We start from the raw sequence: 23,365 nt of genomic DNA, 5'->3' as shown, positions 1-23,365 counted from the left end.
ACCCCAGATATAATGTCCACAAATAGTTGGACACAAAATCCAGAAAATAAGATAAACTATACACATGAGTAGAAAACGACGAACCTGGACCCCAGATATAATGTCCACAAATAGTTGGACACAAAATCCAGAAAATAAGATAAACTATACACATGAGTAGAAAACGACGAACCTGGACCCCAGAGGAAAAAGCAGCCATCGTGCTGGAAATCCTCAGAGAAGAAAATACGTTAGCCGAGATCTCTAAGAAGTATGATGTATCTCAGCAATTATTAAGCCGCTGGAAAACCGAATTTATCGCCAATATGTCCGCCGTCTTCAATAAGAAAAATGAAGATGTTGACAAACTCAAACAAGAGCATGAAGATGAAAAGGAGCTGCTCGTAAAGAAAATAGGCGAATTAACATTGGATGTCGATTGGCTTAAAAAAAAACAAATCCAAATCTCTCAAATGAAGAAAAAAGAACGTTAATTGATTGGAAGCACCCTTTCTTAACCATAAAAAAACAGTGCCAACTTCTGACGCTATCGCGATCAACAGCTTATCATGAACCCATAGATGTTGCGCCATCCAAAGATGAAATCAATATCAAAAACGCCATTGATCGTATTCATTTTGAGGAGCCAGCCTATGGCGTCAGACGAATCAGGAATGAATTGCATAAACTGGGCTTTCATCAAGTAGGCAGGCGTCTTGTCAGGCGTTATATGATGGAAATGGATATTGTTTGTTTCTATCCCGGCCCCAATCTGAGTAAGCGAGCCAAAGCAGCCAAAACTTATCCCTACCTGCTGAGAAATCTTGAAATTAACCAACCGAATCAGGTGTGGTCCATTGACATTACTTATATAGGAACCCCAAATGGATTTGTGTATTTAACCGCTATTATTGACTGGTATTCCCGTTATATTGTGGGATACACCATCAGCAACACCTTGCAAACCGACATGGTCACCCGTGTTATAAAAACCGCCATTCAAACCTATGGTGCACCTGAGATCATTAACAGTGACCAGGGCAGTCAGTTTACGTCAAATGCCTATATTGACCTGATTAAAAGCTTTAAAACGACAAAAATCAGCATGGACGGTAAAGGCCGTGCTACCGACAATATTGCCATTGAACGGTTTTTTCGATCATATAAATGGGAACGCCTGTATTTGCTGTACCCGGAAACCGTCACTGAAGTGAGAGCCATGACAAAGGAATACATCGCTAAATATAACAATGAGCGAGGTCACCAGCGATTCAATTACAAAACACCGGCAGCTGTATTCTATGAAAATATGGCATTGGCTGCCTAATCAAAACGCGAAAGGAGATTTATCTAAAAATTTCTAATTTCGTGTCTTGACAAGCGTGTACATTATAAATATGGCATTGGCTGCCTAATCAAAACGCGAAAGGAGATTTATCTAAAAATTTCTAATTTCGTGTCTTGACAAGCGTGTACATTATAAATATGGCATTGGCTGCCTAATCAAAACGCGAAAGGAGATTTATCTAAAAATTTCTAATTTCGTGTCTTGACAAGCGTGTACATTATAACGCAGGGCTTTAAGCCGACCTGAATTGACCAATTTGTATAAATAGGTTAGGGGAATGTTCTCATTTTCCACATCTTAAGTGAGAACCAACCCATCTTTTGCGACAATCAACGCTTCCAGTTTATTTTGATAATTCATGCTTCCACCTTTTTCTTTCACGCTATGATTATATCTTAAACATAGCGTGAAAGAAACATTAAGCCATCCCTCCGACTTGACCGAAACCACGGCATCCCCCGGGGAAAAGCGGTAGAAAACGCTGGTAACCGGTGATCGCCAGTCATGGATGAGCATTTTATAGGCGTTTTCTTTTTTCAGTGAATGGTGACCAATATAGATTGGTTCGGTTTGCTCTCCCTCACTAAAACAAAAATCAATCCGGGCAAAATAAGGCGTGTCACGAATGCTCCAAGGCTAACTACGGGCGGTTGGTCTACCTTACCCGATGGGATGCACCCACTATATGCAAGGCTGCTGTCGCCATGCCAGAAAGTGCACAAAACCTCCAACCCCTTGTGCACCCAGTTTCTCTGGCTACTGGGGTCTCTCGCATTTTCTAAAAGATGTGAGTAACTACCTCTATTAAGAATTTCTTTTAGAATACCTTCTTCAAAGCACCTAACTTTTTTCCATAAATTAATGAAGCCATCTCTCTACTGATATAGGTACCACCAGCCCCGCTCATTGATAAGAATTGGTATTTGACTAAATCATTGCTTAAAACAACAATGGTAATAGTGTCATCAATGTATTTCTCAAAATGAGACGTGTAACCATTTGGCATTGACCCACCATGGCAGATACTTTTACAATCAAAATGTTTTTTTACAAACAATCCATATCCACATTTTACATATTTGCCATCATGGTGAGGCTTTTGCATTTCCTTTACTGTTTGCGTTTTCAATAGTTTACCATCCTGAATTGCTCGATCAAGCAAATAAAAATCACCAACAGTTGTGACAATATCACCACAAGCAAAGAACATTGATGGGTCCATATAGAACCCTTTTTCACCGTTAATATAATTATTGGCTACATTTTTTTTGTTCTTCATCAATAAATCCTGAATGATTCATTTTAGCAGGAATAAATAGATAATTTTTAACATATTGGTGATAATTCATTCCTGAAACCATTTCAATGATCAAACCAAGAATAAGATAATTCGTATTACTGTACGACCATTTTTCACCAACAGGGAATTTCAATTTATAACCTTTGACAATTTGTAGTATTTCTTGGGGGGTATGATGTTCTCCCCATTTTATTTGTTTTCTTAACATCACGTAGTTCGGTATCCCAGAAGTATGAGTTAGCAGATGATGAATGGTAATACCATGACCCTGGTAAACGTCTGGAAGATAATCGTCAATATGCTGTTGTGTTGAAAGCATCCCTTTTTCTGATAACTGCATAATACATAATGCAGTTATTACCTTTGTCATCGAGCCAATCATAAATTTTGTTTGAAGTGTATTTTTTATTCCTTTTTCCTTATTTGAATATCCATATGATTCATTAAATATAATTTCATTATTTTTTGATAACAAGACATTTCCACTAAATTTATTTTGTTTTTTAAAGTACTCATTTAAATTAATATCCATCGTTGATGTCCTCTAAATTTATTATCGGGTAGCTTAAAACCAACCGGTCGATCTTTGATTAAGTGTGTCCTGGCAACGGGACTGCTTTCCATAATTTCCCGCCGTTTCTTTTTCGTTAGTTTCATCAACACGGTCTGATAAACCAGTTGGATACAATCGATCAAAACCGGTTCCGGGACATCGCCTGCAAGCAGAAGCGAATTCCAATAGTGTTCGTTACACCCGGACTCTGATCAAGAAAAAAGCAGGGAAGAATCGCCCCCCAAAAGTTAAGACAATCGGTCAATTCCATCAGCATTTTGGCTTGGCTCACAGAACTTTCGTCTCCTTGCGCTCCCCATACCTTACCCGATGAGATTCGCAACACCTATTTAAAACGTCATAGCTCAGGAACACTAGCTTGGGGTTACTCTTACTTACACTGAATCGGCTGTATAAATAGTGCACAAAACCTCCGACCCTTTGTGTACCCTGTGCCGGGGAGTTTTGGAGCTGTTTTATTCATGATAAACCTTCTTTCCCTGAACCTTAGTTTTTTACCTTAATGGATTTATATTTAGGTTTTATTTATCCTATAATTATAGTACAATGGTATAAAGACTAGGAGGTGCTAGTGATGCAAATCAATACCGAAAATTTAGTTTCCATTACCGAAGCCAACCAGAATTTTTCGAAGGTTGCCCGGCTTGTTGATGAAAACGGCGCTGCCATCATTTTAAAAAACAATACCCCCCGCTATGTCCTGATTGAGTTCAGCCAGTTTCAGGAAGAAGCCGCACTTGACGATGACGCAGTTGACGCCATTGCCAAACGGATTCTTAAAAAACATCAAGCCGCCTTTGAGGAATTGGCCAAATGAAACGGTTATCCCTTCAGCAGGTGTTGCGACTTCACACCATGCTGATTAACGAAACTGGCGGCAGTGATGGTCTCCGGGATGAAGGGCTGCTGGATTCTGCTCTAAATGCGCCCTTTCAAAGCTTTGCGGGTGAAGATCTGTACCAAACGGTTCCAGCCAAAGCCGCTCGTTTGGGCTTTTCACTGATCAAAAACCATGCGTTTTTAGATGGCAATAAACGGATCGGTATTCTGGTTATGCTAACATTTCTGGAGATGAACGGCTTTATGCCTGATTGTACGGATGATGAACTGATCCAGTTAGGTCTCAGGCTGGCGGCTGGTCAAATAGATGATCGGCAACTGCTTGACTGGATTATTGATCATGTCTGACACCACAACCAGTTAAATCTCTTTTTGGTGGGGCTGGCAAATGAGCCGCCCAAAGCAGACCGCTTTCTGGCAATTTACCGAGTTGGATAATAAGTTAAGTGTCCCTGGCATTGTGGCTCAGTTAAAAACTCAACAATTCCCGACTCTCTAGTTGCATGTAGCTGGACACTGGAGCTAATGTTAATTCTGTTCGCAAATCTCACTCATTATCTTAAGGGCATTAGTTAAGCTGCGCCTGCACCGAAGCCGTGATGCTTAACAATTTAATTTAAGCATCGAATTCAAAATAGCTTCAATCAAAATGATTAATTCTAGACAAAGATTTTGATGTGATTCTTCCTGTTCAGGTTTCATTTCTCTCGCATGAAAGAGCTGATTTCGTCTTTTAATAAAATCTTTCATTTTTTTTGAATCAATGTTGTATTGTAATATCCCGCTCTTTACATCAGTTATTTCAAAATACTCAGTTAATAGTTTTTGAAGTTTATAAGCACGGCTTTCTGAGGTGGTGTTTAAGCTTGTACTAATACTATTGTAAATATTGAATTTCAAATTTTTTTCATGTCTAGTTGAGTCATCTTTTGCAGATACTTGCTGCTTTTCGCTATCAATAAAAAAGGGACTTATTTTTTCTTTTATATTTTCAATCTCTTGGAGAGTCAAAATTTTGGAGGTGTTTTTAGATGTTTTATTTTTATACTGTTCTTCAATTAATTCAATTGGTGCAAAAGCATTATAGTATTTTGTTTTGTAGTCTGTGGCAGCTAAAGCTCTGTAATAACAATCCAATATAAAACAAAAATTTGAATCTTTGGATTTAAGAATTACTTTATCGAGCGGTTCTAGGTCAATTTTTTGAATTGTTTTTATGGTGACAAAATGTTGAATTTTTATGGTGCTGTTTATTAGAAATTGGTCTGGACTTTTTTCTTCATCATATTTCTCAATGATGGGTATTTCGGTGTAACTTATTTCAGTTGGATTATATATGAGTCTTAAATGAGTCGAATGTTGATTTTTAAAATTTTTTTGAATGATGAATGAAGCTACTTTTAGCACTTTATCTACAAGTACAGCTAATTTTTGAGCACATTCATTTTGATCAACCGCTTTCATTTGATAGAATGACAGACCATATTTTTCATTTTCGTTATATAATCTATATGGTGTATCATCGATAACCCCTTTGTGTTCAAATTCAAGGATTGTCTTGTCAAAGTTGACATTTTCTTTATAATAATTCTTTTGTTCTAAAGTAAGTGGAATAGATATGTCGAATGTATACATGGTTTTCCTTCCCTTTTTCAAGTTTAGTTGGATCAGTCTCCGCGAAAAAAAAACAGTTCCGTCGACTTATTTCTTTCACTTCAAAATAAAACATTTTTCGTTTTCCAGCATTTGTTCAATCTTCGACCAATGTTCGAATGGGTAAAATCTTACTTTTAAGTCATTCGATGTAAGTTAGATGTACCTGGAACCAGTAGCAACTGCATTTCAAAAACGGCTCTGGTTCTGATTGACACAATGTCAGTCCTTGAGAGCTCCTTACGCCATCGGTTCGATCCAATCACCGCTTGAAAAATTCATTTCTTAATTTTTCATCATTTTTACTTCTTTGATTACGATACAAATTTAGAATTTTCATGTTTTCAATATCCCAATTTTTGTTTGTAAAATAATTAAGCCATTCTGGCGTACAGCATTGCATCCCTCTCACTCTAAGACTATAATCAAAAGGAACAAATAACTCATTTTTCCCACTTAAAGGGTCAATGATCCATACTTTTAAATTTTCATTCTTTAACATTGCATTATATAAACGCGTATCGATATGGTAGTCACAAAAACTATACCCAACAATTGTTATTTCATCTAACATATCCAATATTTGTTCAAATAAAACCATCTTTTCTTCCCTTGATTTGGGATTTATCGTTTTACTGAACTTATTTCCACCTGTTTTAATTGTGTGACTTAAAAATTGCATTTCACCATTCATATCACTTACAGCTATATCTTTTCCAAACCTCATTGAATTCCCATTGATTTTGTACTCCATTTTATGCATAACTTTTGAAACTCTTTTTAAATAGTCCATTGGTTTATCCGTTTCATTTACGTTTACATAAGCAGTTTTTTTATTACCGTCATAAGTGTATTCATTCAGCGCACCATGTAATTTTAAAATATTTGCCCCTTTACCAAATTTCAAATAATCCATACTGTCTAATTTGAGATTAGCACGATCATTAACACCAAATTCCACAAGATTTACAAAATCATCATTGAAAATTGGAAAATCCGTGCTTGAAACTGCTCCAAATTTGATTGGAATACCAGAATCCAGACATAAAAATTCAATAAGTAGATCGTGATTTAGTGTCATAATCCACAGAGGTTCATCCCCGATAAATTTATCAAACTCTTTGTAAAACTGCTTGCAATTTTCGTAAATATGAAAATTATGTTCATGATATATGTAGAACATCTCTGTCAATACGTCCTCAAATTTACTTAACGCATATTGATAGGATCTAGCAGTCGCACGATCAGTAGTATTTTTTATTAGTTCTTCAATTTCTTTCAAAAATCCTTCATAGTTTAACTCAGGATCTCGCCTATATTTTTCAACTAATCTTACTAAAATTGGAAATGCCATAGGTTCAATTGGATCATCTACTCCATAAGGTTCGTTTTTAGACCATAAATCTATAAAACTTTTCAACCGTTTTTTACTAAAAAAAGAGAAGAAATCTTTAGTCAGAGTTTTGACTAGAGGCATCCCTAAATCATAAGAAAAACCGGCACCTAATAAAAGTCCTTTTCGCATCAAATTACCCTCTTCCAATAAATCGAATATTTCTTTCTATAACTTCTTTCAACAACACCACCGTACTCTCTTCCCCCGCCTCATTCGTCCCAGTTCTCCGCGAAAGGCTTGGACTAGGATGTTTTTTTCATGGTTTCATCTGGTCGATGAGGGCTTTGGCGTCGTCAAAGCCGTCGTAGCCTTCATGAACCGCTCGGTTTCGGGCTTTGCGCAGGGCGTAAAAAATGTCATCAATGGCCGCCGGAATCAGGCCTTCCCGTTTCAGCGTTTTGATCCGGTTGGCGTGGGTATTCTCCCCTTCTGGCGGGGTCACCCCATCCAGCGCCATCATCAGATTGACCATCGTTTCGCCAAAAAGACCCAGCTTAATCAGGCAGGAATTACCGTCGGTATACAGATAGTCCTCGGCCAGACTGCCCATCCCGGCCAGGGCTGGAAAGTGATCATTTAAAAAAGCGTAGTTTGACTTCATCTTACATTACCTCAATGCCTGTGTAATCGGTGCGAATGGATTTATTGTATCATTTAATGGCGCGGTGGGAAAGATTTTTAAGTGTTTGAGCAAAAAATTAAACTCACCGGATTAACACCTGTGAGTTTTAAAAAATGGTTTGGGCTATATCGCTAATTCTAGGATGGTTTTCTTCCGATACTGATTGCTACATGTGCTCCAGCAACTGAATCTTCAACCATTAGGGTCTCGGTATAAAACCGGATTGATGGAGTTGGCGGCGAAAAAGTAATCGAGACGCTAAAAACAATCGCCCCCGACTTGGACAACTATATTATTGAATTCGCCTTTGGCGATATTTACTCCCGACCGGGGCTGACCCTTGAGGAACGGGAACTAATCACCATCACCAGCCTGCTGACCGTTGGCGGCTGCGAACCCCAGCTGGACGTACATATCAATGGCGCCTTAAATGTCGGGATTTTACCAGATAAAATTATTGAAGCATTTATTCAGTGCATCCCCTACACCGGATTTCCGAAAGTTTTAAATGCGGTTGCGGTTGCCAAAAAGGTCTTTCCCGCCCGTGATGCACTTGCCCATGACCAACAAGCTCCTGACATGAGCTAAGCGTACCTAGCTACTGGGGCCTGAAGTAGACCTGGTGGCGACGCTCCCTACCGATCTAAGTTAAGTGTGCCTGGCACCCGGGATATGCGAAGTGGTAGTGAGAAATTTGAACGCTCGGTGAGCAAATTTATATACCCTTTAGCAGAAAAATAGTCATTGTTAATTTGCGTTGCTTGTCGCAACGGGCAAATATCTATTATAATTAAGTAGCAATCAAAGGAGGTATTTGCTATGTTAAACGAAAACATTAAAGCTATTAGAAAATCAAAAGGACTTTCACAAGAAGAACTTGCTATCAAGCTGAATGTGGTGCGACAAACCATCTCAAAATGGGAGCAAGGATTGTCAGTTCCTGATTCTGAAATGTTAATCTCCATATCGGAAGTGTTTGAAACACCCGTAAGCACTTTGCTTGGAGATACTGTTATTGAGTCGAAGGTTGATGACTTGAAAGTAATTTCCGAAAAACTGGAGATTATAAACTTACAGCTTGCACAAAGGAAGACCGCGAGAAGAAAAACACTTCACTGCCTACTTATCTTATTGTGTGCGATCTTAGTAACGATTTTGGCTGTTTTAATAGTATTAAATAGTCCTTACTTAGGTTGGGATTATAATGACCCTGAAACTGCCGTTGTCGGAGTAGCTTTTCACGCGTTTGAATGGCTGTTTGTCAGATTAGCACCAATTGTCCTTATAGGGGCAATCGTCGGAATTTTCTTGACACGAAAGAAAGTATAAAACGACTCTGATTTTTGGATGCAGTTCATACTTCAAAATTCCAATTTGTCAATGAGATTATGAGCATTCGCTTGATATGAGCCTTTTAGCTCTTGCTAAAGCTAATCTTGATTACTTCGAAAGTATGGGCAACCTCGCCATTATCGGCTTGGTTGCCCTCTTTCTATTTTCACCGTCCTTCACAATCAAATCATAATCAGACACTGCCGGGATGATGTCGGCTTCGTTATAGAGAATTCGTTTGACGAGACTTTGCACCGTGGCGACATGGATTTTAGTTTCCCGGTCAATGTCCCGTTCATACTGTTCAAATGCCGCCCGCATTTTAATCGGTACAATCCCATGCCACGTTCTCGAAAACATTGATAACTCCTTTAAGACGATATTTTTTCCAGATCGAAATTCAGACAATGATGACTTCGAAGAAATAGACCAAATATGACCGCCAGTTTCAGAGCAAGGCTGGTTATAAGTTATGTGCGCCTAGCATCATTGCACTAAAGAATTGCATTTTCGAATCATTACTTCGTTACTATTGGCTTTCATTGTCTTAACTACATCAGAAAATCATCCTGCTGAACACAAAGGATCTCAAAGCCACATTTTTTATAAAGAGCCACTGCCGGATTGTTTTGTGTCACACTGAGCGAAACCGTCGTGTGACCGGCTTCACGAAGCCTTTTTAACATCGCGTACTTCCTTCTTTAAGTTAGGGATCCTGACAAGTAGCTTAATATAACATTTACCTCAATGCCTGTGTAATCGGTGTGAATGGATTTATTGTATCATTTAATGGTGCGGTGGGAAAGATTTTTAAGTGTTCGAGCTAAAATTTAAACTCGCGGAATTGAAGGCGGTGTCGACGCCCAAATGGATGGTATGGGCAAAGGAATAACTGCCACCTTGCCAGCCACGATGGATCGGTTCCTTTCTATGGTCGAGCATTGAAAGGCTCCCGGTATCAATCCCATAATGAAAGTACCGGCTTACTCTTTTGGCAGGTGTCCACCCTTTGGCAGAGAGCGATTAAAGACGCATTAAGGCAATTCGATTTGACACATACCCAATATGTCATTCTTGCTAATAAAGACAAATTCCACAACAAACATTGAGCAAGTCATGCTTATGTCGTCAAGCAATAAAATAAACCGTTGTGATGGCGACAGTGTGGTTATGCTTTAAACAAAATATTGAAGCCTAACGGCGGTTTTTAAATAGCGATCAAAACCGCCGCTTTCTGATTATCAATCAGAAAGCGGCGGTTAAATCATGAGTTGCTATTTTTTCCTAGAATCGGCCGATGTTGCGGGCAGTCATAAAGGCTTCGGCATTGGCACTGGTAATATCTCTTGGGGCGATGACATCACCGACCAGATAGAATTCCGGAGCACAAAAATTAAGCGCCAGGGCATCGTCGCGGCGGGGTTTCTGGCCGACCGCGTAGATCACGGTATCGGCGTCCAGCAATTGGTCAGCACCGTCTATTTCACAGAGAACACCGTTTTCCCGAATTTCTTTCACCCTGGTATTGAATTGAATATCCAGATCCCGTTTGATGATTTCAAATTTCAAGCCCAGCATATGCAGGAAATTACCGCCGTCATTGATATGATCGGACAATTCAACAATTTTCACTTTTTTGCCATTGGCTATCAGGTGCAGTCCCAGCTCCACCCCGACCAGACCGGCACCAATGATCACCGTCTGCTCGCCGATGGTGTCAATGGCGGTATAGGCGTCCTGGGCACAGATGACATGTTTGTGATTGATGCCGGGAATCGGCGGTTTAACCGGTTCCGCACCCAGAGCGGCAATGATAATATCGGGCTCGATGGTTTCTGCCATTGCTGGCGTCACCGCGGTATTCAGAAGGACTTCGATGTTGGCATCCTGAATCCGTTGTTGCTGCTGGTTCAGGTAGGCATCCAGATTTTTCTTGAAGGCCACCGCCTCTTCACAGCGGAGCACCCCACCCAGACGGTCGCTTTTTTCAACCAGGATAACCTCATGACCGCGGTCGGCACAGGTCAGCGCTGCCTGCATCCCACCAATACCACCGCCGGCGACCAGCACTTTCTTTTTAACCGCCGTGGGAATGGCGAATTTCATTTCCAGCTCCCGGCCGGTTTCCGGATTCAGGGCGCAATAGGGCTCGCCGTTTGCAAGCTCACTGGAAAAACAGGATAAACAGCGCAAACACTTAATGATCTTATCTTCGTTGCCGCTGCGCAGCTTATTGGGAAAGTCCGGATCGCAAAGCAGCCCCCGGGCCATTTCAACCACATCCGCCTGTCCCGAACGGATAATTTCTTCCATCAGTTCGGGATCATCCAGAGCGCCCACTGTGGCCACCGGGGTTTTGACGTGTTTCTTGATTTCGGCTGCATATTGAACATTACAGCCGTCCGCCGTAAACATGCTGGGATGGGTGATCGCAAACACTTCTTCGACCTCGTGATTACCGGCTGAGATGTGCAGTAAGTCAACGTGGTTTTCCAGCTGTTTGGCGATGGCAATGCCGTCTTCAATTCCGAATCCGCCATCGTAACATTCCGATCCGCTTAAGCGAATTTCAATCGGGAAACCCGGTCCCACTTCTTTACGGATGGCATCACAGACGGCAATGATCAGCCGGGATCGGTTCTCGACATCCTTGCCGCCCCATTTATCGGTACGGGTGTTGGTGATCGGCGAGAGAAACTGGTGCAGCAGCCAGCCATGACCGGCATGAACCGTGACCATTCCAAAGCCACAGCGTTTTGCCAGCCCCGCCCCCTGGGCAAATTTTCTAATCGTCCGTTCAATGATCTCTTCATCCATGGCCTGAATCGTCCGGCCCGCCAGCTCACACTCCACCGGGCCATAGGCAATCCCTTTGGAGGAAGCGCCAAAAAAGGACAGATCCCGATTGGCAAACATGCCGGTATGCTGAAGTTCCAGGGATGCCACCGCGCCATAAGTTTTAACGCCATAAGCCAGTCGGGACAGATTATTACTGATGTTGGGCGTGTCCAGACAGATATGGGTGGCCCCGCCGCGGCCCAGCTCGCCATCGACAATCCCTTCAAAAGAAGTGACGCTGGCCGCCCCGCCCCGGGCTTTTCGTTCATAATAGGCGGCGGCGCCCTCATTGAGATAACCGTCTCCATTTAAATTCTGGTAACCGGTGGGGGAAGCAAAAATACGGTTTCTAAACAGGGTGTTCCCCAGTACAATCGGGGTAAAAAGATTGGGATATTTACAGTTTTTCATACGATCTCCTCTTCAACTCTGAATTATAGCGGCAATAGCTGCGCCATCGTTTGTCAGCGTTTACACGGGTCCTGCTTCAGGGCGCGTAAAAATGCCGACATAAGATTTTTCTAAGCTGATTATACGTCTAGCCCCATCCCCCTGTCTAATAGACAGATCTGATGAGGTGATCAGAATAGCTTATGGAGATTGTCCTGAATTAACTTTGCAATTTTGGGAATAAAGGCATTGCCATTATTTCTTAGCCAGCTCAAATCGACGCAGTCGATATGGTGAGTTCCTTCCAGCTCGACATAACAGATGTTTTTAAAGATTTTTTCAACATAGCCTTGGGAAAAAAACGAGACCCCGCTGTTGGCATCGACTTTCAGAAACATCGCTTCACAGGTGGGAACTTCTTGGGTGATATTGGGTTCATAACCATCGAGCCGACAGCATTTGATCATATTCTCATAACTCTTCCGGCCATAGTCGGGATTGAGCATAATGATCTTTTCGCCAGCAACCGCGGCGGCGCAGACACTTTGCTGCCCGGCCAGGGGGTGCCGGCTGCTGACCAGCAGACCCATCGGCTTCCGACGGATCGGGATGGTTACCACTTCGCTGGATTTCACCAGATCATAGGTGTAGGAGATCACCATATCCATGGAGCGATTCGATAACGCCTCGATGACTTCCCGAAAACTGCTTTTTTCGAAGTTAAAATTGAGATCCGGATAATACGCCTGAATCAAGCTGACCAGCGGTTCAATGATGGTAGCCTCAATGGGACCGGCATAACCGATGTTGATATCCAACTGACTGCGAAAATGAATTTCCCGGGTTTTCTTCTGGATCTGGTGATAGTAATTGACAAATTCCTGACAGGACTGGTAAAAATACGCCCCTGCTTCGGTGAGTTCAAATTTGTTTTTTAAGCGATTGATCAGGATCACCCCCAGGTCATCCTCCAGGCTGGCGATCTGCTGACTGATGCCCGACTGCGACACATGCAGCCGTTTAGCCGCCTTGGTAAAGCTGGCTTCATCAACTACACAGAGAAAATATTCAATCTTTCGGATATCCATTTCTTTCTCCTCTTCTGAAAATAAACTGTAGTCTTACAGACTATTCACTTGTGACGTTTTGGTTTTCTCATCATCAGTTACAATTTTATAACTACTTCGGTCTATAGCTAAAAAATCTAAATACGCCGCCTCGCTGATCGGTTTGGAATAATAATACCCCTGTAAATGGGTGACCCCGAGGTTGTTCAGGTAGGTCGCCATCTCTTTGGTCTCCACCCCTTCAGCGACGATTTTAACATTTAGTTGCAACAGAAGCTTGATGATATTTTCCAGAATAGCAGTGGCCTTACTGTTTTTCCCACTGTTCTCCTGGTCAAAACAGGGCCAGATCAGACTCTTGTCCAATTTTACCAGGTCGTACACCACTTCAGCCATCCGTGACAAATTGGAATACCCGGTGCCAAAATCATCCATCGAAAAGCTGCATCCCATCTGCCTCAGCTTAAGCATGTTCTCCCGGAGCATTTCACCCGATTCCACAAAGGCGGTTTCGGTTATTTCCAGGTTAATAAAACCCGGTGTTATATCATATTTTTTCATAATACCCTGTAACTGACTGGGGAGATCCGGGTGGACACATTGAATACCAGAAAGATTTACTTCAATGTACTCGATGCCCCGATCCTTAAGTGCCTCTTCCCGGGCAAAGGCACAGACTTTATCAAAGACAATCTCCCCCAGTTCCATGATCATGCCTTTTTTTTCGGCGATGGGAATAAACTCTTCCGGGGAGATAAAACCAACCGAGGTGGTGTCGGTTAAGCGAACCAGCGCTTCGGCCGAAAGAAACTGCTTATTTTTGGCATGGTATATTGGCTGGTACACCATTACAAACCCGTCATGCTCGATGGCGTCAATGAGGATATTTTCAATGGTTGAATAGCGTATTTTACTACTGATGACCGCTTCATTTAAAAGATGAATGATTTTTTCCGCTGTGGCATTATTATGTGAGGCCATATAATTCATCATGTCGTAGACCTCATCGCAGGTTTCCTGATTTTTGTAATTATCTGTAAAAATCACATCAATATGGGCTTTAATAACAATGGTGTGCTTTGAAAACTGGATCGGCTTTTTTATCTGCCGGGCCAACAATTCCAACTGTTCATTAATATCGTCAAGAGTGACTTCGGTTAAAAACGTCATCACATTGCTACGAGAGTGATAAAGGCTGAAATCGGCATTATGTTTTATTTTTTTAATCCTTTTTCGGTCACAACCGGGACAGAATTGGAAGCTGTCCTTCATCATCATCCCGATTATCTTGAGGATGTGATTGGTATTCTCATGCCCCACCATGGTTTGAATTCTTCTTAAATCATCCACCACCACGCTCACCAGAATCAATGGCTTCTCAGCTTCTTTTTTTTCATTTAGCACCAGATGAAAGGCCCGTTTGTTAAAGGAGCCTGTTTCCTCATCGATGTATTCTTTGGGATTTTCAAAGGCCAGATAGATAAACAAAATCATCAGGGTGACCGCTACTTCCGAAAAAAGCAGGCCAAAATTAAAGAGTTGAATTCCGCCTCCGGCAACCAGCATCAGAACCCCCAGTTGGATAGCCAACCGATTTTCTTTTTGGATCGTCTTTTTATAACGAACCGTATCCACAAAAATCCATCCACAATAGAAAAGCAGGCTTAATGTGAATCCGACAACCATTGATCCATCGGCATATAATTGCTGATTGCGGAGTTCGTAATTCAAATCCCCAAAGAGTATCATCACCATCGGGAAAGCCAGGGGCAGCATACGCCTCAGAACCTTTTTCCACTTCATCCGTTTCTGATTATTCCCTAAAATTTCAACATACCAGAAAAGAAACACCACAATCATGATCATACTGCCGTAAAAAAGCTGGCTAAACATCCGGTCTACCAGCGGTATAAACGCATCAACGTTGACCGTGGTATAAAGTTTAAGCACATTAAAAACAAGATTTACCGCCGTAAAATAAAGCATCAGCGCAAAACATTTATTTGATAAAAGCGGTAATTTTTTATTTCTTAAAAAATCCACAAAAATAATCGAAAAAAAGAGTATCGTTACGATCAGTAATCGAATATCCAATTGAAACATTACCATCCTCCAGTTTAGTTGTCGTTAAGATTGTATTCTATCATTTACGATATCCTCTTTTCAACGACTTTTGTTATATATCTACCTCATTTAATTTTTATCCCAAAGTATTTTCCGTACTTTTACAACTATGCCACTATACTTTTCACCCATTTCCCCTTATAATGAAAACGTTAAATTATATTTAAATCAAAATAAAGGAGAACAACATGAAAAGAAAAATCATTCTATCAGTCTCCCTGGCGTTTGTCATCTGTTGTCTGGTGGTTGCCGGATGTACTACCGCAAAAAAAGATGGTGCCCAGATTGAAACCTCGGAGGCCATCGTCCCCACGGATTACAGTCAGAGCGCACACTGGCTCAATGTTCCGGCTGAAATAACCAAAGAGGTGGACGTGTTCTACCTGTACCCCTCTGCCTGGGCCAAGGTAAACGCCGATGACCCGATTATCTGTGAAATCGACAATCCAGTCATGCTGCAACAGTCCAAACTGGCCTATGACCGACAAGCCACTGCCTTTGAAACCTCAGCTAATATCTTTGCTCCCTACTACCGTCAGGATGACGCCGGCTCCACCCTGGCGATGGATGTTGAGGAACAACAGGACATCGTTAAAGGCGTGCCGCTGACTGATGCCACTGCCGCCTTTGAATACTATATCGAGCATTACAACAATGGCCGACCCTTTATTCTGGCCAGTCATTCCCAGGGCTCCAACGTAATGATCTATATATTACAGGATTACATGAAAGAACACCCGGACGTTTACAAACGGATGGTAGCTGCCTATGTCCTTGGCTATTCCATTACCGATGACTACCTGGCTGAAAATCCTGACCTCAAATTTGCCTCTGGCTCTGGTGACACTGGGGTCATTGTTTCCTACAATACCCAGGCCCCTACCATTGAAGGCTCTGATGGTGTGGTTCTGCCCACCGCCCATGTTATCAACCCAATTAGCTGGACCACCGAAGAAACGGTCGCACCAGCCTCTGACAATCTTGGTTCCCTCCAATTAAATGCGGATGGGTCTGTGGTCAAAAATGCCGATGGCACCCCCTTAAAGGTCATGAATTTTGCCGATGCCAAGGTCGATAATACCAAAAATGTCCTGATCTGCAGCACCGTTAGTGTCGATCAATATGCACCCGGTGGTGGTACCTTTGGCCGGGGCGTTTTCCATACCTTTGATTTTCCTTTCTACTATTTCAATATCCGGGCCAACGCCGAAGAGCGGGTGGCAAACTACCTGAAAGAAGTTAAATAAGTACTTGTTAAAGTAAAACTAGAAAACTTAGTTCTGTATCTGCAGAATTGAGTTTTTTTATCTTTTCAATGATTTAAGATGAATAATCACTTCCAAATTGGTTATAAATATAACGCAGTACCAATTAAAAACGACCAACTGCAAAAAGAGAGTAACTTGTTAGGAGAATAACCAATGAATAAATATGGAATACTTCGAGAAAAAAAAGGCAATAGTCTGATTGAATTTCCGGATCATTACGTCATCATTGATATTGAGACGACCGGATTCAGTCCCAAAAACTGTGAAATAATTGAAATCGGCGCTGTTAAAGTCCGCAACGATAAAATCACATCCGTCTTTCAAATGCTAATCAAACCAAAGAACCCCATCAGTTCTTATATTACTAATCTGACTGGTATCACCAATAATATGCTCACCGATGCCAACCCCATTGCTGAGGTATTAGACGCTTTCGTTTCCTTTATCGACGACAATATATTAATTGGCCATAAGGTTAATTCTGATGTAAATTTTTTGTACGATCACTGTAAAATAACGATCGGTCATGATCTGACCAACGATTTTATCGATATTATTGATCTATTCAGAGAACGGCAAAGATCGGTTCTCAATCATCAACTAACTTCTCTGTGTGAAAAATGCGCCATCCAGAATACCAATGCTCACCGGGCTCTATCTGACTGCCTGGTCAGTAATAATTTATTCCAGTCGCTAAAATACCACGATGGCTCAATCGCCTGCGTGGAAGAACTGGATACCCTGATACTGGCCTCGGAGTTTAAACATAAACACTCCCCCTACAAAAAAAAATGTCAGAATATGTCAGCCAGCATGGAACGGTTTGCCCGAATTTCTGTTTAATTATAACCTCTTCTTTCGCGTAATCGCCGATTTTATCACGACACCATCGATCTGACGATTAGTAGCGAAATTGTCCAATGGGACCATACCAGCATCAGTGAATTGATCGAGACTGCCGACCGCCTGCTTTACCAGGCCAAAAGATCCGGCCGCAATACGATTCTGCAATAGGAAAAAATAATTCTATAGATCGAAAAAAAGAGAAAGACCAGCGGTCATTTCTCTTTTTTGGTTTATTCAGTTTTAAAATCTGCCTAACGATTCTAGCTGACTAGTTAGCTTTTCGCTGGAATGCTGCCAGATGGCTTTCGGATGCTTTTTTCAGTGATTCAAACACGTTACGAACAGTGTCTGGTAGTTCTTGCGTTAGAAAGCGGTTGTACATGTCAATATTCAAAATCTCAGCCTGGACACCAATGGCGTAGCTTTCTTTCAAGGATGCAGGCAAGACCAGGTGACTGGCTGCGTCGTTAACTGGAACCTCTAAGCAGTTGGCTTCAAAAAGCGGTGTCAGTGCTGCAATATGTTTGGCTTCTGCCTTGACAATGTTAGTGTATGGTCGAACCGATCCGTAGGTTTCAATGATTTTAGCGTACTCTGCTTCGGCAGCATATTCATCCTGAATTGCGTAGGTCAGCATTTCCTCCAGCGTCAAGTTGTCGTCAGCCAGCGCTCCCGCCGACCCGAAGTCATTGCCTTCCGCCATCACAACTCCCATGGAACCCACCAAGGTGAAAGCCAGTAGAAGAACAGTTAATAATTTTGATAAACGTTTCATTTTACACATCTCCTTATGTTTTTTTGGCGTCGGCGAAACGGTTAGTTGCGTCGCTGCGTCTTTTGTTTTCCTGAGATGATAATATTACGTTTCTGTGTCAATCGGGTGTCAGACCCCATTCGGCACTTTAAGGATCAGATATTTTCAGTTTCGTTTAAGAAAATCTAAAACCTGTAAACATCATCAATTGGGTTATGTAAACTGCAATCACACTTTTATTTCATTAAAACCCGCCACATGAAAAATCAGAAGTACTTATTTCAGACTTCCCTTTTATTCTTATTTTAAGATCATGTTTGAGTTGTTTTTTTTAGGGTATTATAATATAAGAAAAACAATTTTCAGGAGGTAGAAACATGGATAACGAAAAAAAAGGCGTTTACGGCAATGCCGAGGAACTTGGTGCAAAAGATAAAAATATCAAAAGTGGTGTAGATCCTATTTATGGGGAAGCTGAGGAAGCAGCAAAGGCGAATCGCGAAGATGTTCACACATTCATGGCTGATCCAGACGGTCACAACCCAAAAGTTGACAAGCAAATAAAACATTCCCCAGTAGAATCCGATCAAACCGAAGGTATTTATACACAAGCTAGCGAATTAGCGGAAAAAGAAAAAGTGGTTGAAGAAAACGAAGATGGTATTTATAGCGAAGCTGAAGAACTGGCAAAAAATAATGCTGGAAATATGCATAATTTCATGGCCGATTCAGATGGCAAAAAATAACAACTGATTTAATCTGTGTGTACATCCAGTTTTAGCCGATAGTCACAAAAATATTCACATTATATTAAGGATCCTTTTGATAATCGTCACAGTTTTTTCAACGGTGACGATATACATCAAAAGGATTTTTTTACGTTAGCCCGTCCCTTAACTTTTATCAATCCCAAGACAAAATGACAAACACTCACTTAACCCCGGAACATCTTCATCGCCCGTTCCACATCAGCCTGCATGGCAACCCGGGCAATCTCGGCAATTTCATCAAAGCGCAGGTCCCGACCGGGGTTTTGATCAGAATAGGCTTTAACCGCTTGACCTCCAGCCAGGGACATATATGTAAAGTAATTGATTTTTGAAATCCCGGATACGATGGCTTTGCGGAAGTCAGCCGCACATACCCCGGAACCACCATGCATCACCAATGGTACCTCCACCAATTCGTGAATCGCTGCGATCCGATCAAAATCCAGACAGGGTTCGGCTTCATAAACGCCATGGGCAGTGCCAAAGGCAATCGCCAGTGCATCCACCCCAGTGGCCGCCACAAAGGCGTTAGCCATCGCTGGATCGGTGTAGCATGCTTCCGGGGTCAGGGCTTCTTCCTCGGGATCTGGAACGCCCCCGCCTTCTGGTCGTAGCACCCGGCCCAGCTCAGCTTCCACCGATACCCCCAGATAATGGGCCACCCGGACAATTTCCCGGGTGTTGGCCAGATTTTCCTCATAGGGCAACCTCGAGCCATCATACATCACTGAGGTAAAACCCATTTTCATGGCGTGAAGCAGGTAACCCAGATCTTCGCCATGATCCAGATGAACGCAGACGTTTACCTTGGCCTGATCGGCGAACCGGATCATTACCGGACCGATCATTTCCAGGGGAACAAGGCTTTCATGAATCTGGGCATGCATGATGATCACCGGCTGGTTCAGGGTCTCTGCCGCAGCGATCACCGCCTGAACACTTTCCAGATTGGGTGTATTAAACGCCCCGATGCCGCATCCTTTGTGATTGGCATCCGCTAAAATTTTACTGAGATTAACACGCATGATTTTCCTCCTTAATACTTCGACAAGCCACCACATCTACCCCGGTGCCGCAGATATCCGCAATGACTACATCCCCCATCTGGCAGGAGCCGGTGAGCTTCGTTTTGCGGATCGCGTCCATGGCTAGAGCCATGGCTTTTTTGGGGATGGGGCCGGCCGTTTTTACTGGTAATAGGCAGGCTTTGTCACCACATTTCACCATAACTGTACTGGTTAATGTTCTTTCTGGCGTGGTAATCTCCTTTTGCGCAAACTTTTTACCCCGCTTACAGCCTTCTCCCTCCACTCTGTCCATAACGCCCTTTTTTAGATGAACCGTAATAACGCATTCCTTGGGACAGGTGGTGCAGCAAACTTTTATTTCTTCTTCACTTTTAATTTCACTTTTAATTTCACTTTTATAACGACTCATTGTTTCACCTCCCGGACCGATACGATTATCGGTAGCGCTACACTATTTTGATCGCTCATAGCCTTTAATCCATTTATTTCGTCTGGGTTTAGCTGTACCTCTTCCATCACACTGGGCTTAAAGGCTCTGGGTTTACCTTGATATATAATTTTTTTACCGGATTGAATGATAACTTCGGCATTTTCTAGCGGTTTTCGCACCCGGAATAAAATTCGTGCCGCTTTTTTAGTCGGGCTGGTCAGTTTAGCTGGCACGGTATAGCCGACATTTTCTCCGGGTCCCAGCGGAATAGTTGATTTATTTTTGGCCGATCTGTTTTCACCAGCCATTGCCTCTACCTTTTGCTGCAAAGCATAGACAGCGGCAGCAGCTCCGGCAGCTTCGGCTTCCAGGGTGACGTTATCCACCAGATCGTGAACGTGAAGGACATTTCCGCAGGCAAAGATTCCTGGCTGGTCAGTTTCCAGCTCTTCGTTAACCAACGGACCGTTAGTCCGGGGATTTAGACTGACTCCGGATTTTTGGGATAGCTCATTTTCGGGAATCAGACCAATGGATAGCAGCAGAGTATCACAGGGGACTACTTCTCGGGTTTCTTCAATCACCTTAAAGTTTTCGTCAACCTTAGCCACCTCAATAGCTTCCAGATGAGGATGGCCGATAATATTAGTTACCGTGGTTGACAAATGGAGGGGGATATCAAAATCATCCAGACAGTTTTTAATGTTTCGGTATAGTCCGTTAGCATATGGCATCAGCTCATACACCCCCAGAACCTGCATACCTTCAAGGGTCAACCGTCTCGCCATGATCAGACCGATATCACCGGAACCCAAAATGACAACTCGTTCCCCGGGTTTACGGTTTTCGATGTTTACATACCGCTGCGCCAGTCCGGCGGTGAGGACTCCAGCCGGTCTTGAACCAGGAATTTTAATCGCACCCCGGGTCCGTTCCCGACACCCCATGGCCAGCACAATGGCCCCGGCACAGAGAAGCAGCATGCCATCTTCATTCATCGCTTTAACCTGACGATCCTGGGATAAATCAATGACCATGGTTTTTAAATATACATCAATACCGGTAGTTGCCACCTGATTAATAAACAGCTCGGCGTATTCCGGGCCGGTGAGCTCCTGCTTAAAATAGCTGAGCCCAAAACCACTGTGAATACACTGATTAAGAATGCCTCCCAGTTCGTCGTTACGTTCGATAATGGCAACGGTGGCACCCTTTTCTTTGGCTTTCAGGGCCGCCGCCATACCAGCCGGACCACCACCAATGATGACGACATCATAATTTAACTGTTTCATTTCACACCTCCCTTAACCGATCCACAGAGCTGTTGTGAGCCCCGATCTTCCAGACAGATGTCAGAAACTGGCAGCCCCAACTCCCGGCTCAGAATAGAAATGACCTTATACTGACAGAAGCCGCTTTGGCATCTCCCCATCCCGGCCCGAGTCCGGCGTTTAATCGCATCCAAGGTGCGGGCCGGAATGATCCCGTGGATGGCATCGACGATTTCACCTTCGGTGACCGTTTCACAACGACAGACAATCCGTCCATAGGCAGGATTCTTTTGGATCAGGAAATCCTGTTCGTCAATGGACAGTGTGCCAAAGACAGGTTTTTTCTCCCGAAAAGGATTATAATCCGGTTTTAGTTTCATTTCAAGTCCGGCATCATCCAACAGATCACGGACCGTTTCGGCAATCGCCGGTGCTGAGGCTACCCCCGGGGACTGAATTCCAGCGGCATGAATAAAACCTTTGACAGTTAGCGACTCGGCAATGAAAAAATCATTATTGTTGTTCAGCACCACTGGCCGCAGCCCAGCAAAGGTGCGGATAATTTTACCGGCGTCGAGTTCCGGTAAAATCTTATGCACTCCATCAATCAAAGCCTGAATTCCGGGGGCATAGTTGTTGAGTGCCTCCTTGTCATCCATCATGGTCGCGGTAGAACCAACAATGGTATTGCCATGAACCGTGGGAATACAGGCAATCCCCTTGGTATCCGGTCCGGGACAGGGGAACATCACCGTTTTGGGCTTATTGACCATATCCTTGTCCAACACCAGCAGATCCCCATGCCGCGGCTTCATCTGGTATTCAGAAATCCCTGCCAACCTGGCCACATCATCAGCATGGTTGCCAGCTGCGTTGACGATATAGGAGCAGGACAATTGTTGATCGGGAGTGTTAATCAGAAAACTGCCGTCCTCTTTTTTTTGTATCGCGGTTACTGGCTGACTCGTCAAAATCGCCACACCGTTGGCTTTAGCATTTTCAGCAAAGGCGATCGCCACCTCAAAGGGGTCCACCACGGTGGCTGTAGGAGCATAAAGAGCATACCTGGCATTGGCAGCCAGGTGGGGCTCACGGCTTCGCATTTGGTCGGCATTGATAATGGCCAGATCCCGCACCCCGTTTTTGATACCGAACTCCAGCTTGTGTTTTAATGCCGCTTCATCGGCATCGGTAAACCCGATCACGAACATACCCGGATTGATAATACCAAAATTTAAGTCCCTGGCCAGTTTGGGATAAAGATTGGCTCCCCGGACATTGATCTTTGCTTTCAGACTGCCTGGAGTGGGATCGTAGCCGGGGTGAACGACCCCGCCATTTCCTTTGGTAGCACCAATACCGATATCGGTGCCCCGCTCTAACAGGGCGGCTGTCAGTTTATATTTTGAACATTCATGGGCAATGGCCGTACCAGTGATACCGCCCCCAATGATGATGATGTCATAATGATTCATTCTCTTTTCCTTTCGTAAATGGTGTGTGTTTTTTACGCCGTTGTTTATTCTGCTTCGTAG

26 protein-coding genes are annotated in these 23,365 nt (G+C 42.9%); 9 read left to right on the top strand and 17 right to left on the bottom strand.

The features are described from left to right. The first annotated feature begins 152 nt into the window (after positions 1 to 152). Positions 153 to 1,306, top strand: a protein-coding gene (locus tag DOZ58_RS01900) for an IS3 family transposase (RefSeq protein ID WP_256372196.1) whose coding sequence is annotated in 2 segments (ribosomal slippage) — positions 153 to 435 and positions 435 to 1,306 — 1,155 coding nt in all. Because the reading frame shifts where the segments join, the coding sequence is not laid out codon by codon here. A 318-nt stretch (positions 1,307 to 1,624) separates the two neighbouring features. On the opposite strand, the gene DOZ58_RS18630 is transcribed toward DOZ58_RS01900, so the two are convergent. From DOZ58_RS18630 to DOZ58_RS18430, 4 genes are all read right to left on the bottom strand, one after another. Beyond that, positions 1,625 to 1,843 carry a hypothetical protein gene (locus DOZ58_RS18630; protein WP_111886754.1) on the bottom strand — a complete coding sequence of 73 codons (219 nt, stop codon included), beginning with the start codon at positions 1,841 to 1,843 and terminating at the stop codon, positions 1,625 to 1,627. Between the two features lie 301 nt (positions 1,844 to 2,144). After that, positions 2,145 to 2,606: a hypothetical protein gene (locus DOZ58_RS18790; RefSeq protein ID WP_242988573.1), complete on the bottom strand. Its 462-nt coding sequence runs from the start codon at positions 2,604 to 2,606 to the stop codon at positions 2,145 to 2,147. Then, on the bottom strand, positions 2,578 to 3,159 hold the full coding sequence (locus tag DOZ58_RS18785) for a serine hydrolase (RefSeq protein ID WP_242988572.1): 582 nt from the start codon (positions 3,157 to 3,159) through the stop codon (positions 2,578 to 2,580). The genes DOZ58_RS18790 and DOZ58_RS18785 overlap by 29 nt, the downstream gene beginning before the upstream one ends. 160 nt (positions 3,160 to 3,319) lie before the next feature. Next, on the bottom strand, positions 3,320 to 3,472 hold the full coding sequence (locus tag DOZ58_RS18430) for a hypothetical protein (protein ID WP_162624380.1): 153 nt from the start codon (positions 3,470 to 3,472) through the stop codon (positions 3,320 to 3,322). Positions 3,473 to 3,775: 303 nt separating this feature from the next. On the opposite strand from DOZ58_RS18430, the gene DOZ58_RS01880 reads away from it, so the two are divergent. Together DOZ58_RS01880 and DOZ58_RS01875 are read left to right on the top strand one after the other, a co-directional pair. Then, on the top strand, positions 3,776 to 4,018 hold the full coding sequence (locus tag DOZ58_RS01880; protein WP_111886753.1) for a type II toxin-antitoxin system Phd/YefM family antitoxin: 243 nt from the start codon (positions 3,776 to 3,778) through the stop codon (positions 4,016 to 4,018). Then, positions 4,015 to 4,389 carry a type II toxin-antitoxin system death-on-curing family toxin gene (locus DOZ58_RS01875; protein ID WP_111886752.1) on the top strand — a complete coding sequence of 125 codons (375 nt, stop codon included), beginning with the start codon at positions 4,015 to 4,017 and terminating at the stop codon, positions 4,387 to 4,389. The genes DOZ58_RS01880 and DOZ58_RS01875 overlap by 4 nt, the downstream gene beginning before the upstream one ends. A 255-nt stretch (positions 4,390 to 4,644) precedes the next feature. Here the strand turns inward: DOZ58_RS01875 and DOZ58_RS01870 are convergent, their stop codons facing one another. The 3 genes from DOZ58_RS01870 to DOZ58_RS01860 form a co-directional block, all read right to left on the bottom strand. Continuing rightward, positions 4,645 to 5,676, bottom strand: coding sequence for a hypothetical protein (locus DOZ58_RS01870; RefSeq protein WP_111886751.1), 1,032 nt, complete (start codon positions 5,674 to 5,676; stop codon positions 4,645 to 4,647). 280 nt (positions 5,677 to 5,956) lie between these two features. Further along, entirely contained in the window at positions 5,957 to 7,219 is a 1,263-nt protein-coding gene (locus DOZ58_RS01865) for a hypothetical protein (protein ID WP_111886750.1), read from the bottom strand. 127 nt (positions 7,220 to 7,346) lie between these two features. Beyond that, positions 7,347 to 7,691 carry a DUF4145 domain-containing protein gene (locus DOZ58_RS01860; protein ID WP_111886749.1) on the bottom strand — a complete coding sequence of 115 codons (345 nt, stop codon included), beginning with the start codon at positions 7,689 to 7,691 and terminating at the stop codon, positions 7,347 to 7,349. A 243-nt stretch (positions 7,692 to 7,934) separates the two neighbouring features. Between DOZ58_RS01860 and DOZ58_RS01855 the strand changes: the two genes are divergently transcribed. After that, complete coding sequence (locus DOZ58_RS01855; RefSeq protein ID WP_111886748.1) at positions 7,935 to 8,300, top strand: carboxymuconolactone decarboxylase family protein; 366 nt, start codon at positions 7,935 to 7,937, stop codon at positions 8,298 to 8,300. A 231-nt stretch (positions 8,301 to 8,531) separates the two neighbouring features. Then, positions 8,532 to 9,041 (top strand): helix-turn-helix domain-containing protein, encoded by a 510-nt coding sequence (locus DOZ58_RS01850; protein WP_111886747.1) that lies wholly within the window; start codon positions 8,532 to 8,534, stop codon positions 9,039 to 9,041. Between the two features lie 111 nt (positions 9,042 to 9,152). Here DOZ58_RS01850 and DOZ58_RS01845 read toward each other — a convergent pair whose 3' ends face one another. The 5 genes from DOZ58_RS01845 to DOZ58_RS01825 form a co-directional block, all read right to left on the bottom strand. Then, the gene (locus tag DOZ58_RS01845) at positions 9,153 to 9,404 is read right to left on the bottom strand and encodes a hypothetical protein (protein WP_111886746.1); all 252 of its coding nucleotides are present in this window, start codon (positions 9,402 to 9,404) and stop codon (positions 9,153 to 9,155) included. Between the two features lie 191 nt (positions 9,405 to 9,595). Beyond that, entirely contained in the window at positions 9,596 to 9,730 is a 135-nt protein-coding gene (locus tag DOZ58_RS01840; RefSeq protein WP_111886745.1) for an N-acetyltransferase, read from the bottom strand. Between the two features lie 598 nt (positions 9,731 to 10,328). Then, entirely contained in the window at positions 10,329 to 12,293 is a 1,965-nt protein-coding gene (locus DOZ58_RS01835) for an NAD(P)/FAD-dependent oxidoreductase (protein WP_111886744.1), read from the bottom strand. A gap of 170 nt (positions 12,294 to 12,463) precedes the next feature. After that, positions 12,464 to 13,360, bottom strand: coding sequence for a LysR family transcriptional regulator (locus tag DOZ58_RS01830; protein WP_111886743.1), 897 nt, complete (start codon positions 13,358 to 13,360; stop codon positions 12,464 to 12,466). 33 nt (positions 13,361 to 13,393) lie between these two features. Beyond that, positions 13,394 to 15,442 (bottom strand): EAL domain-containing protein, encoded by a 2,049-nt coding sequence (locus DOZ58_RS01825; RefSeq protein WP_162624379.1) that lies wholly within the window; start codon positions 15,440 to 15,442, stop codon positions 13,394 to 13,396. A gap of 209 nt (positions 15,443 to 15,651) precedes the next feature. Between DOZ58_RS01825 and DOZ58_RS01820 the strand changes: the two genes are divergently transcribed. From DOZ58_RS01820 to DOZ58_RS19200, 3 genes are all read left to right on the top strand, one after another. Then, a complete protein-coding gene (locus DOZ58_RS01820; protein ID WP_111886741.1) occupies positions 15,652 to 16,710 on the top strand; it encodes a DUF3089 domain-containing protein in 1,059 nt (352 codons plus the stop codon). A 174-nt stretch (positions 16,711 to 16,884) separates the two neighbouring features. Then, a complete protein-coding gene (locus tag DOZ58_RS01815) occupies positions 16,885 to 17,574 on the top strand; it encodes a PolC-type DNA polymerase III (RefSeq protein WP_111886740.1) in 690 nt (229 codons plus the stop codon). Positions 17,575 to 17,619: 45 nt separating this feature from the next. Next, complete coding sequence (locus DOZ58_RS19200; RefSeq protein ID WP_111889654.1) at positions 17,620 to 17,745, top strand: diguanylate cyclase; 126 nt, start codon at positions 17,620 to 17,622, stop codon at positions 17,743 to 17,745. A gap of 100 nt (positions 17,746 to 17,845) precedes the next feature. On the opposite strand, the gene DOZ58_RS01805 is transcribed toward DOZ58_RS19200, so the two are convergent. Continuing rightward, positions 17,846 to 18,352 carry a DUF2202 domain-containing protein gene (locus tag DOZ58_RS01805; protein WP_111886739.1) on the bottom strand — a complete coding sequence of 169 codons (507 nt, stop codon included), beginning with the start codon at positions 18,350 to 18,352 and terminating at the stop codon, positions 17,846 to 17,848. Between the two features lie 356 nt (positions 18,353 to 18,708). Between DOZ58_RS01805 and DOZ58_RS01800 the strand changes: the two genes are divergently transcribed. Beyond that, on the top strand, positions 18,709 to 19,077 hold the full coding sequence (locus DOZ58_RS01800) for a hypothetical protein (protein WP_111886738.1): 369 nt from the start codon (positions 18,709 to 18,711) through the stop codon (positions 19,075 to 19,077). A gap of 188 nt (positions 19,078 to 19,265) precedes the next feature. On the opposite strand, the gene DOZ58_RS01795 is transcribed toward DOZ58_RS01800, so the two are convergent. Genes DOZ58_RS01795 through DOZ58_RS01780 form a run of 4 tightly spaced genes read right to left on the bottom strand, consistent with a single transcriptional unit; the run spans position 19,266 to position 23,305 of the window. Next, positions 19,266 to 20,126, bottom strand: coding sequence for a class II fructose-bisphosphate aldolase (locus DOZ58_RS01795; protein ID WP_111886737.1), 861 nt, complete (start codon positions 20,124 to 20,126; stop codon positions 19,266 to 19,268). Beyond that, on the bottom strand, positions 20,116 to 20,538 hold the full coding sequence (locus DOZ58_RS01790) for a DUF1667 domain-containing protein (protein WP_111886736.1): 423 nt from the start codon (positions 20,536 to 20,538) through the stop codon (positions 20,116 to 20,118). Before DOZ58_RS01790 ends, DOZ58_RS01795 begins: the two co-directional genes overlap by 11 nt. Then, positions 20,535 to 21,851: an NAD(P)/FAD-dependent oxidoreductase gene (locus DOZ58_RS01785; protein ID WP_111886735.1), complete on the bottom strand. Its 1,317-nt coding sequence runs from the start codon at positions 21,849 to 21,851 to the stop codon at positions 20,535 to 20,537. The genes DOZ58_RS01790 and DOZ58_RS01785 overlap by 4 nt, the downstream gene beginning before the upstream one ends. Beyond that, positions 21,848 to 23,305, bottom strand: coding sequence for an NAD(P)/FAD-dependent oxidoreductase (locus DOZ58_RS01780; protein WP_111886734.1), 1,458 nt, complete (start codon positions 23,303 to 23,305; stop codon positions 21,848 to 21,850). Before DOZ58_RS01780 ends, DOZ58_RS01785 begins: the two co-directional genes overlap by 4 nt. Between the last annotated feature and the right edge of the window lie 60 nt (positions 23,306 to 23,365).

The sequence above is a fragment of the Acetobacterium sp. KB-1 genome, from assembly GCF_003260995.1.
GTDB lineage: Bacteria > Bacillota > Clostridia > Eubacteriales > Eubacteriaceae > Acetobacterium > Acetobacterium carbinolicum.
The sequence above is the reverse complement of the archived record's forward strand: the minus strand, read 5'-3'. Positions and strand labels throughout refer to the sequence as shown.

Bases quoted from the DNA above. Each gene is read 5' to 3' on its own strand.
- DOZ58_RS18630 (WP_111886754.1), bottom strand. From the start codon at position 1,843: ATGCTCATCCATGACTGGCGATCACCGGTTACCAGCGTTTTCTACCGC.
- DOZ58_RS18790 (WP_242988573.1), bottom strand. From the start codon at position 2,606: ATGAAGAACAAAAAAAATGTAGCCAATAATTATATTAACGGTGAAAAA.
- DOZ58_RS18785 (WP_242988572.1), bottom strand. From the start codon at position 3,159: ATGGATATTAATTTAAATGAGTACTTTAAAAAACAAAATAAATTTAGT.
- DOZ58_RS01880 (WP_111886753.1), top strand. From the start codon at position 3,776: ATGCAAATCAATACCGAAAATTTAGTTTCCATTACCGAAGCCAACCAG.
- DOZ58_RS01875 (WP_111886752.1), top strand. From the start codon at position 4,015: ATGAAACGGTTATCCCTTCAGCAGGTGTTGCGACTTCACACCATGCTG.
- DOZ58_RS01870 (WP_111886751.1), bottom strand. From the start codon at position 5,676: ATGTATACATTCGACATATCTATTCCACTTACTTTAGAACAAAAGAAT.
- DOZ58_RS01865 (WP_111886750.1), bottom strand. From the start codon at position 7,219: ATGCGAAAAGGACTTTTATTAGGTGCCGGTTTTTCTTATGATTTAGGG.
- DOZ58_RS01860 (WP_111886749.1), bottom strand. From the start codon at position 7,691: ATGAAGTCAAACTACGCTTTTTTAAATGATCACTTTCCAGCCCTGGCC.
- DOZ58_RS01850 (WP_111886747.1), top strand. From the start codon at position 8,532: ATGTTAAACGAAAACATTAAAGCTATTAGAAAATCAAAAGGACTTTCA.
- DOZ58_RS01845 (WP_111886746.1), bottom strand. From the start codon at position 9,404: ATGTTTTCGAGAACGTGGCATGGGATTGTACCGATTAAAATGCGGGCG.
- DOZ58_RS01840 (WP_111886745.1), bottom strand. From the start codon at position 9,730: ATGTTAAAAAGGCTTCGTGAAGCCGGTCACACGACGGTTTCGCTCAGT.
- DOZ58_RS01835 (WP_111886744.1), bottom strand. From the start codon at position 12,293: ATGAAAAACTGTAAATATCCCAATCTTTTTACCCCGATTGTACTGGGG.
- DOZ58_RS01830 (WP_111886743.1), bottom strand. From the start codon at position 13,360: ATGGATATCCGAAAGATTGAATATTTTCTCTGTGTAGTTGATGAAGCC.
- DOZ58_RS01825 (WP_162624379.1), bottom strand. From the start codon at position 15,442: ATGTTTCAATTGGATATTCGATTACTGATCGTAACGATACTCTTTTTT.
- DOZ58_RS01820 (WP_111886741.1), top strand. From the start codon at position 15,652: ATGAAAAGAAAAATCATTCTATCAGTCTCCCTGGCGTTTGTCATCTGT.
- DOZ58_RS01815 (WP_111886740.1), top strand. From the start codon at position 16,885: ATGAATAAATATGGAATACTTCGAGAAAAAAAAGGCAATAGTCTGATT.
- DOZ58_RS01805 (WP_111886739.1), bottom strand. From the start codon at position 18,352: ATGAAACGTTTATCAAAATTATTAACTGTTCTTCTACTGGCTTTCACC.
- DOZ58_RS01800 (WP_111886738.1), top strand. From the start codon at position 18,709: ATGGATAACGAAAAAAAAGGCGTTTACGGCAATGCCGAGGAACTTGGT.
- DOZ58_RS01795 (WP_111886737.1), bottom strand. From the start codon at position 20,126: ATGCGTGTTAATCTCAGTAAAATTTTAGCGGATGCCAATCACAAAGGA.
- DOZ58_RS01790 (WP_111886736.1), bottom strand. From the start codon at position 20,538: ATGAGTCGTTATAAAAGTGAAATTAAAAGTGAAATTAAAAGTGAAGAA.
- DOZ58_RS01785 (WP_111886735.1), bottom strand. From the start codon at position 21,851: ATGAAACAGTTAAATTATGATGTCGTCATCATTGGTGGTGGTCCGGCT.
- DOZ58_RS01780 (WP_111886734.1), bottom strand. From the start codon at position 23,305: ATGAATCATTATGACATCATCATCATTGGGGGCGGTATCACTGGTACG.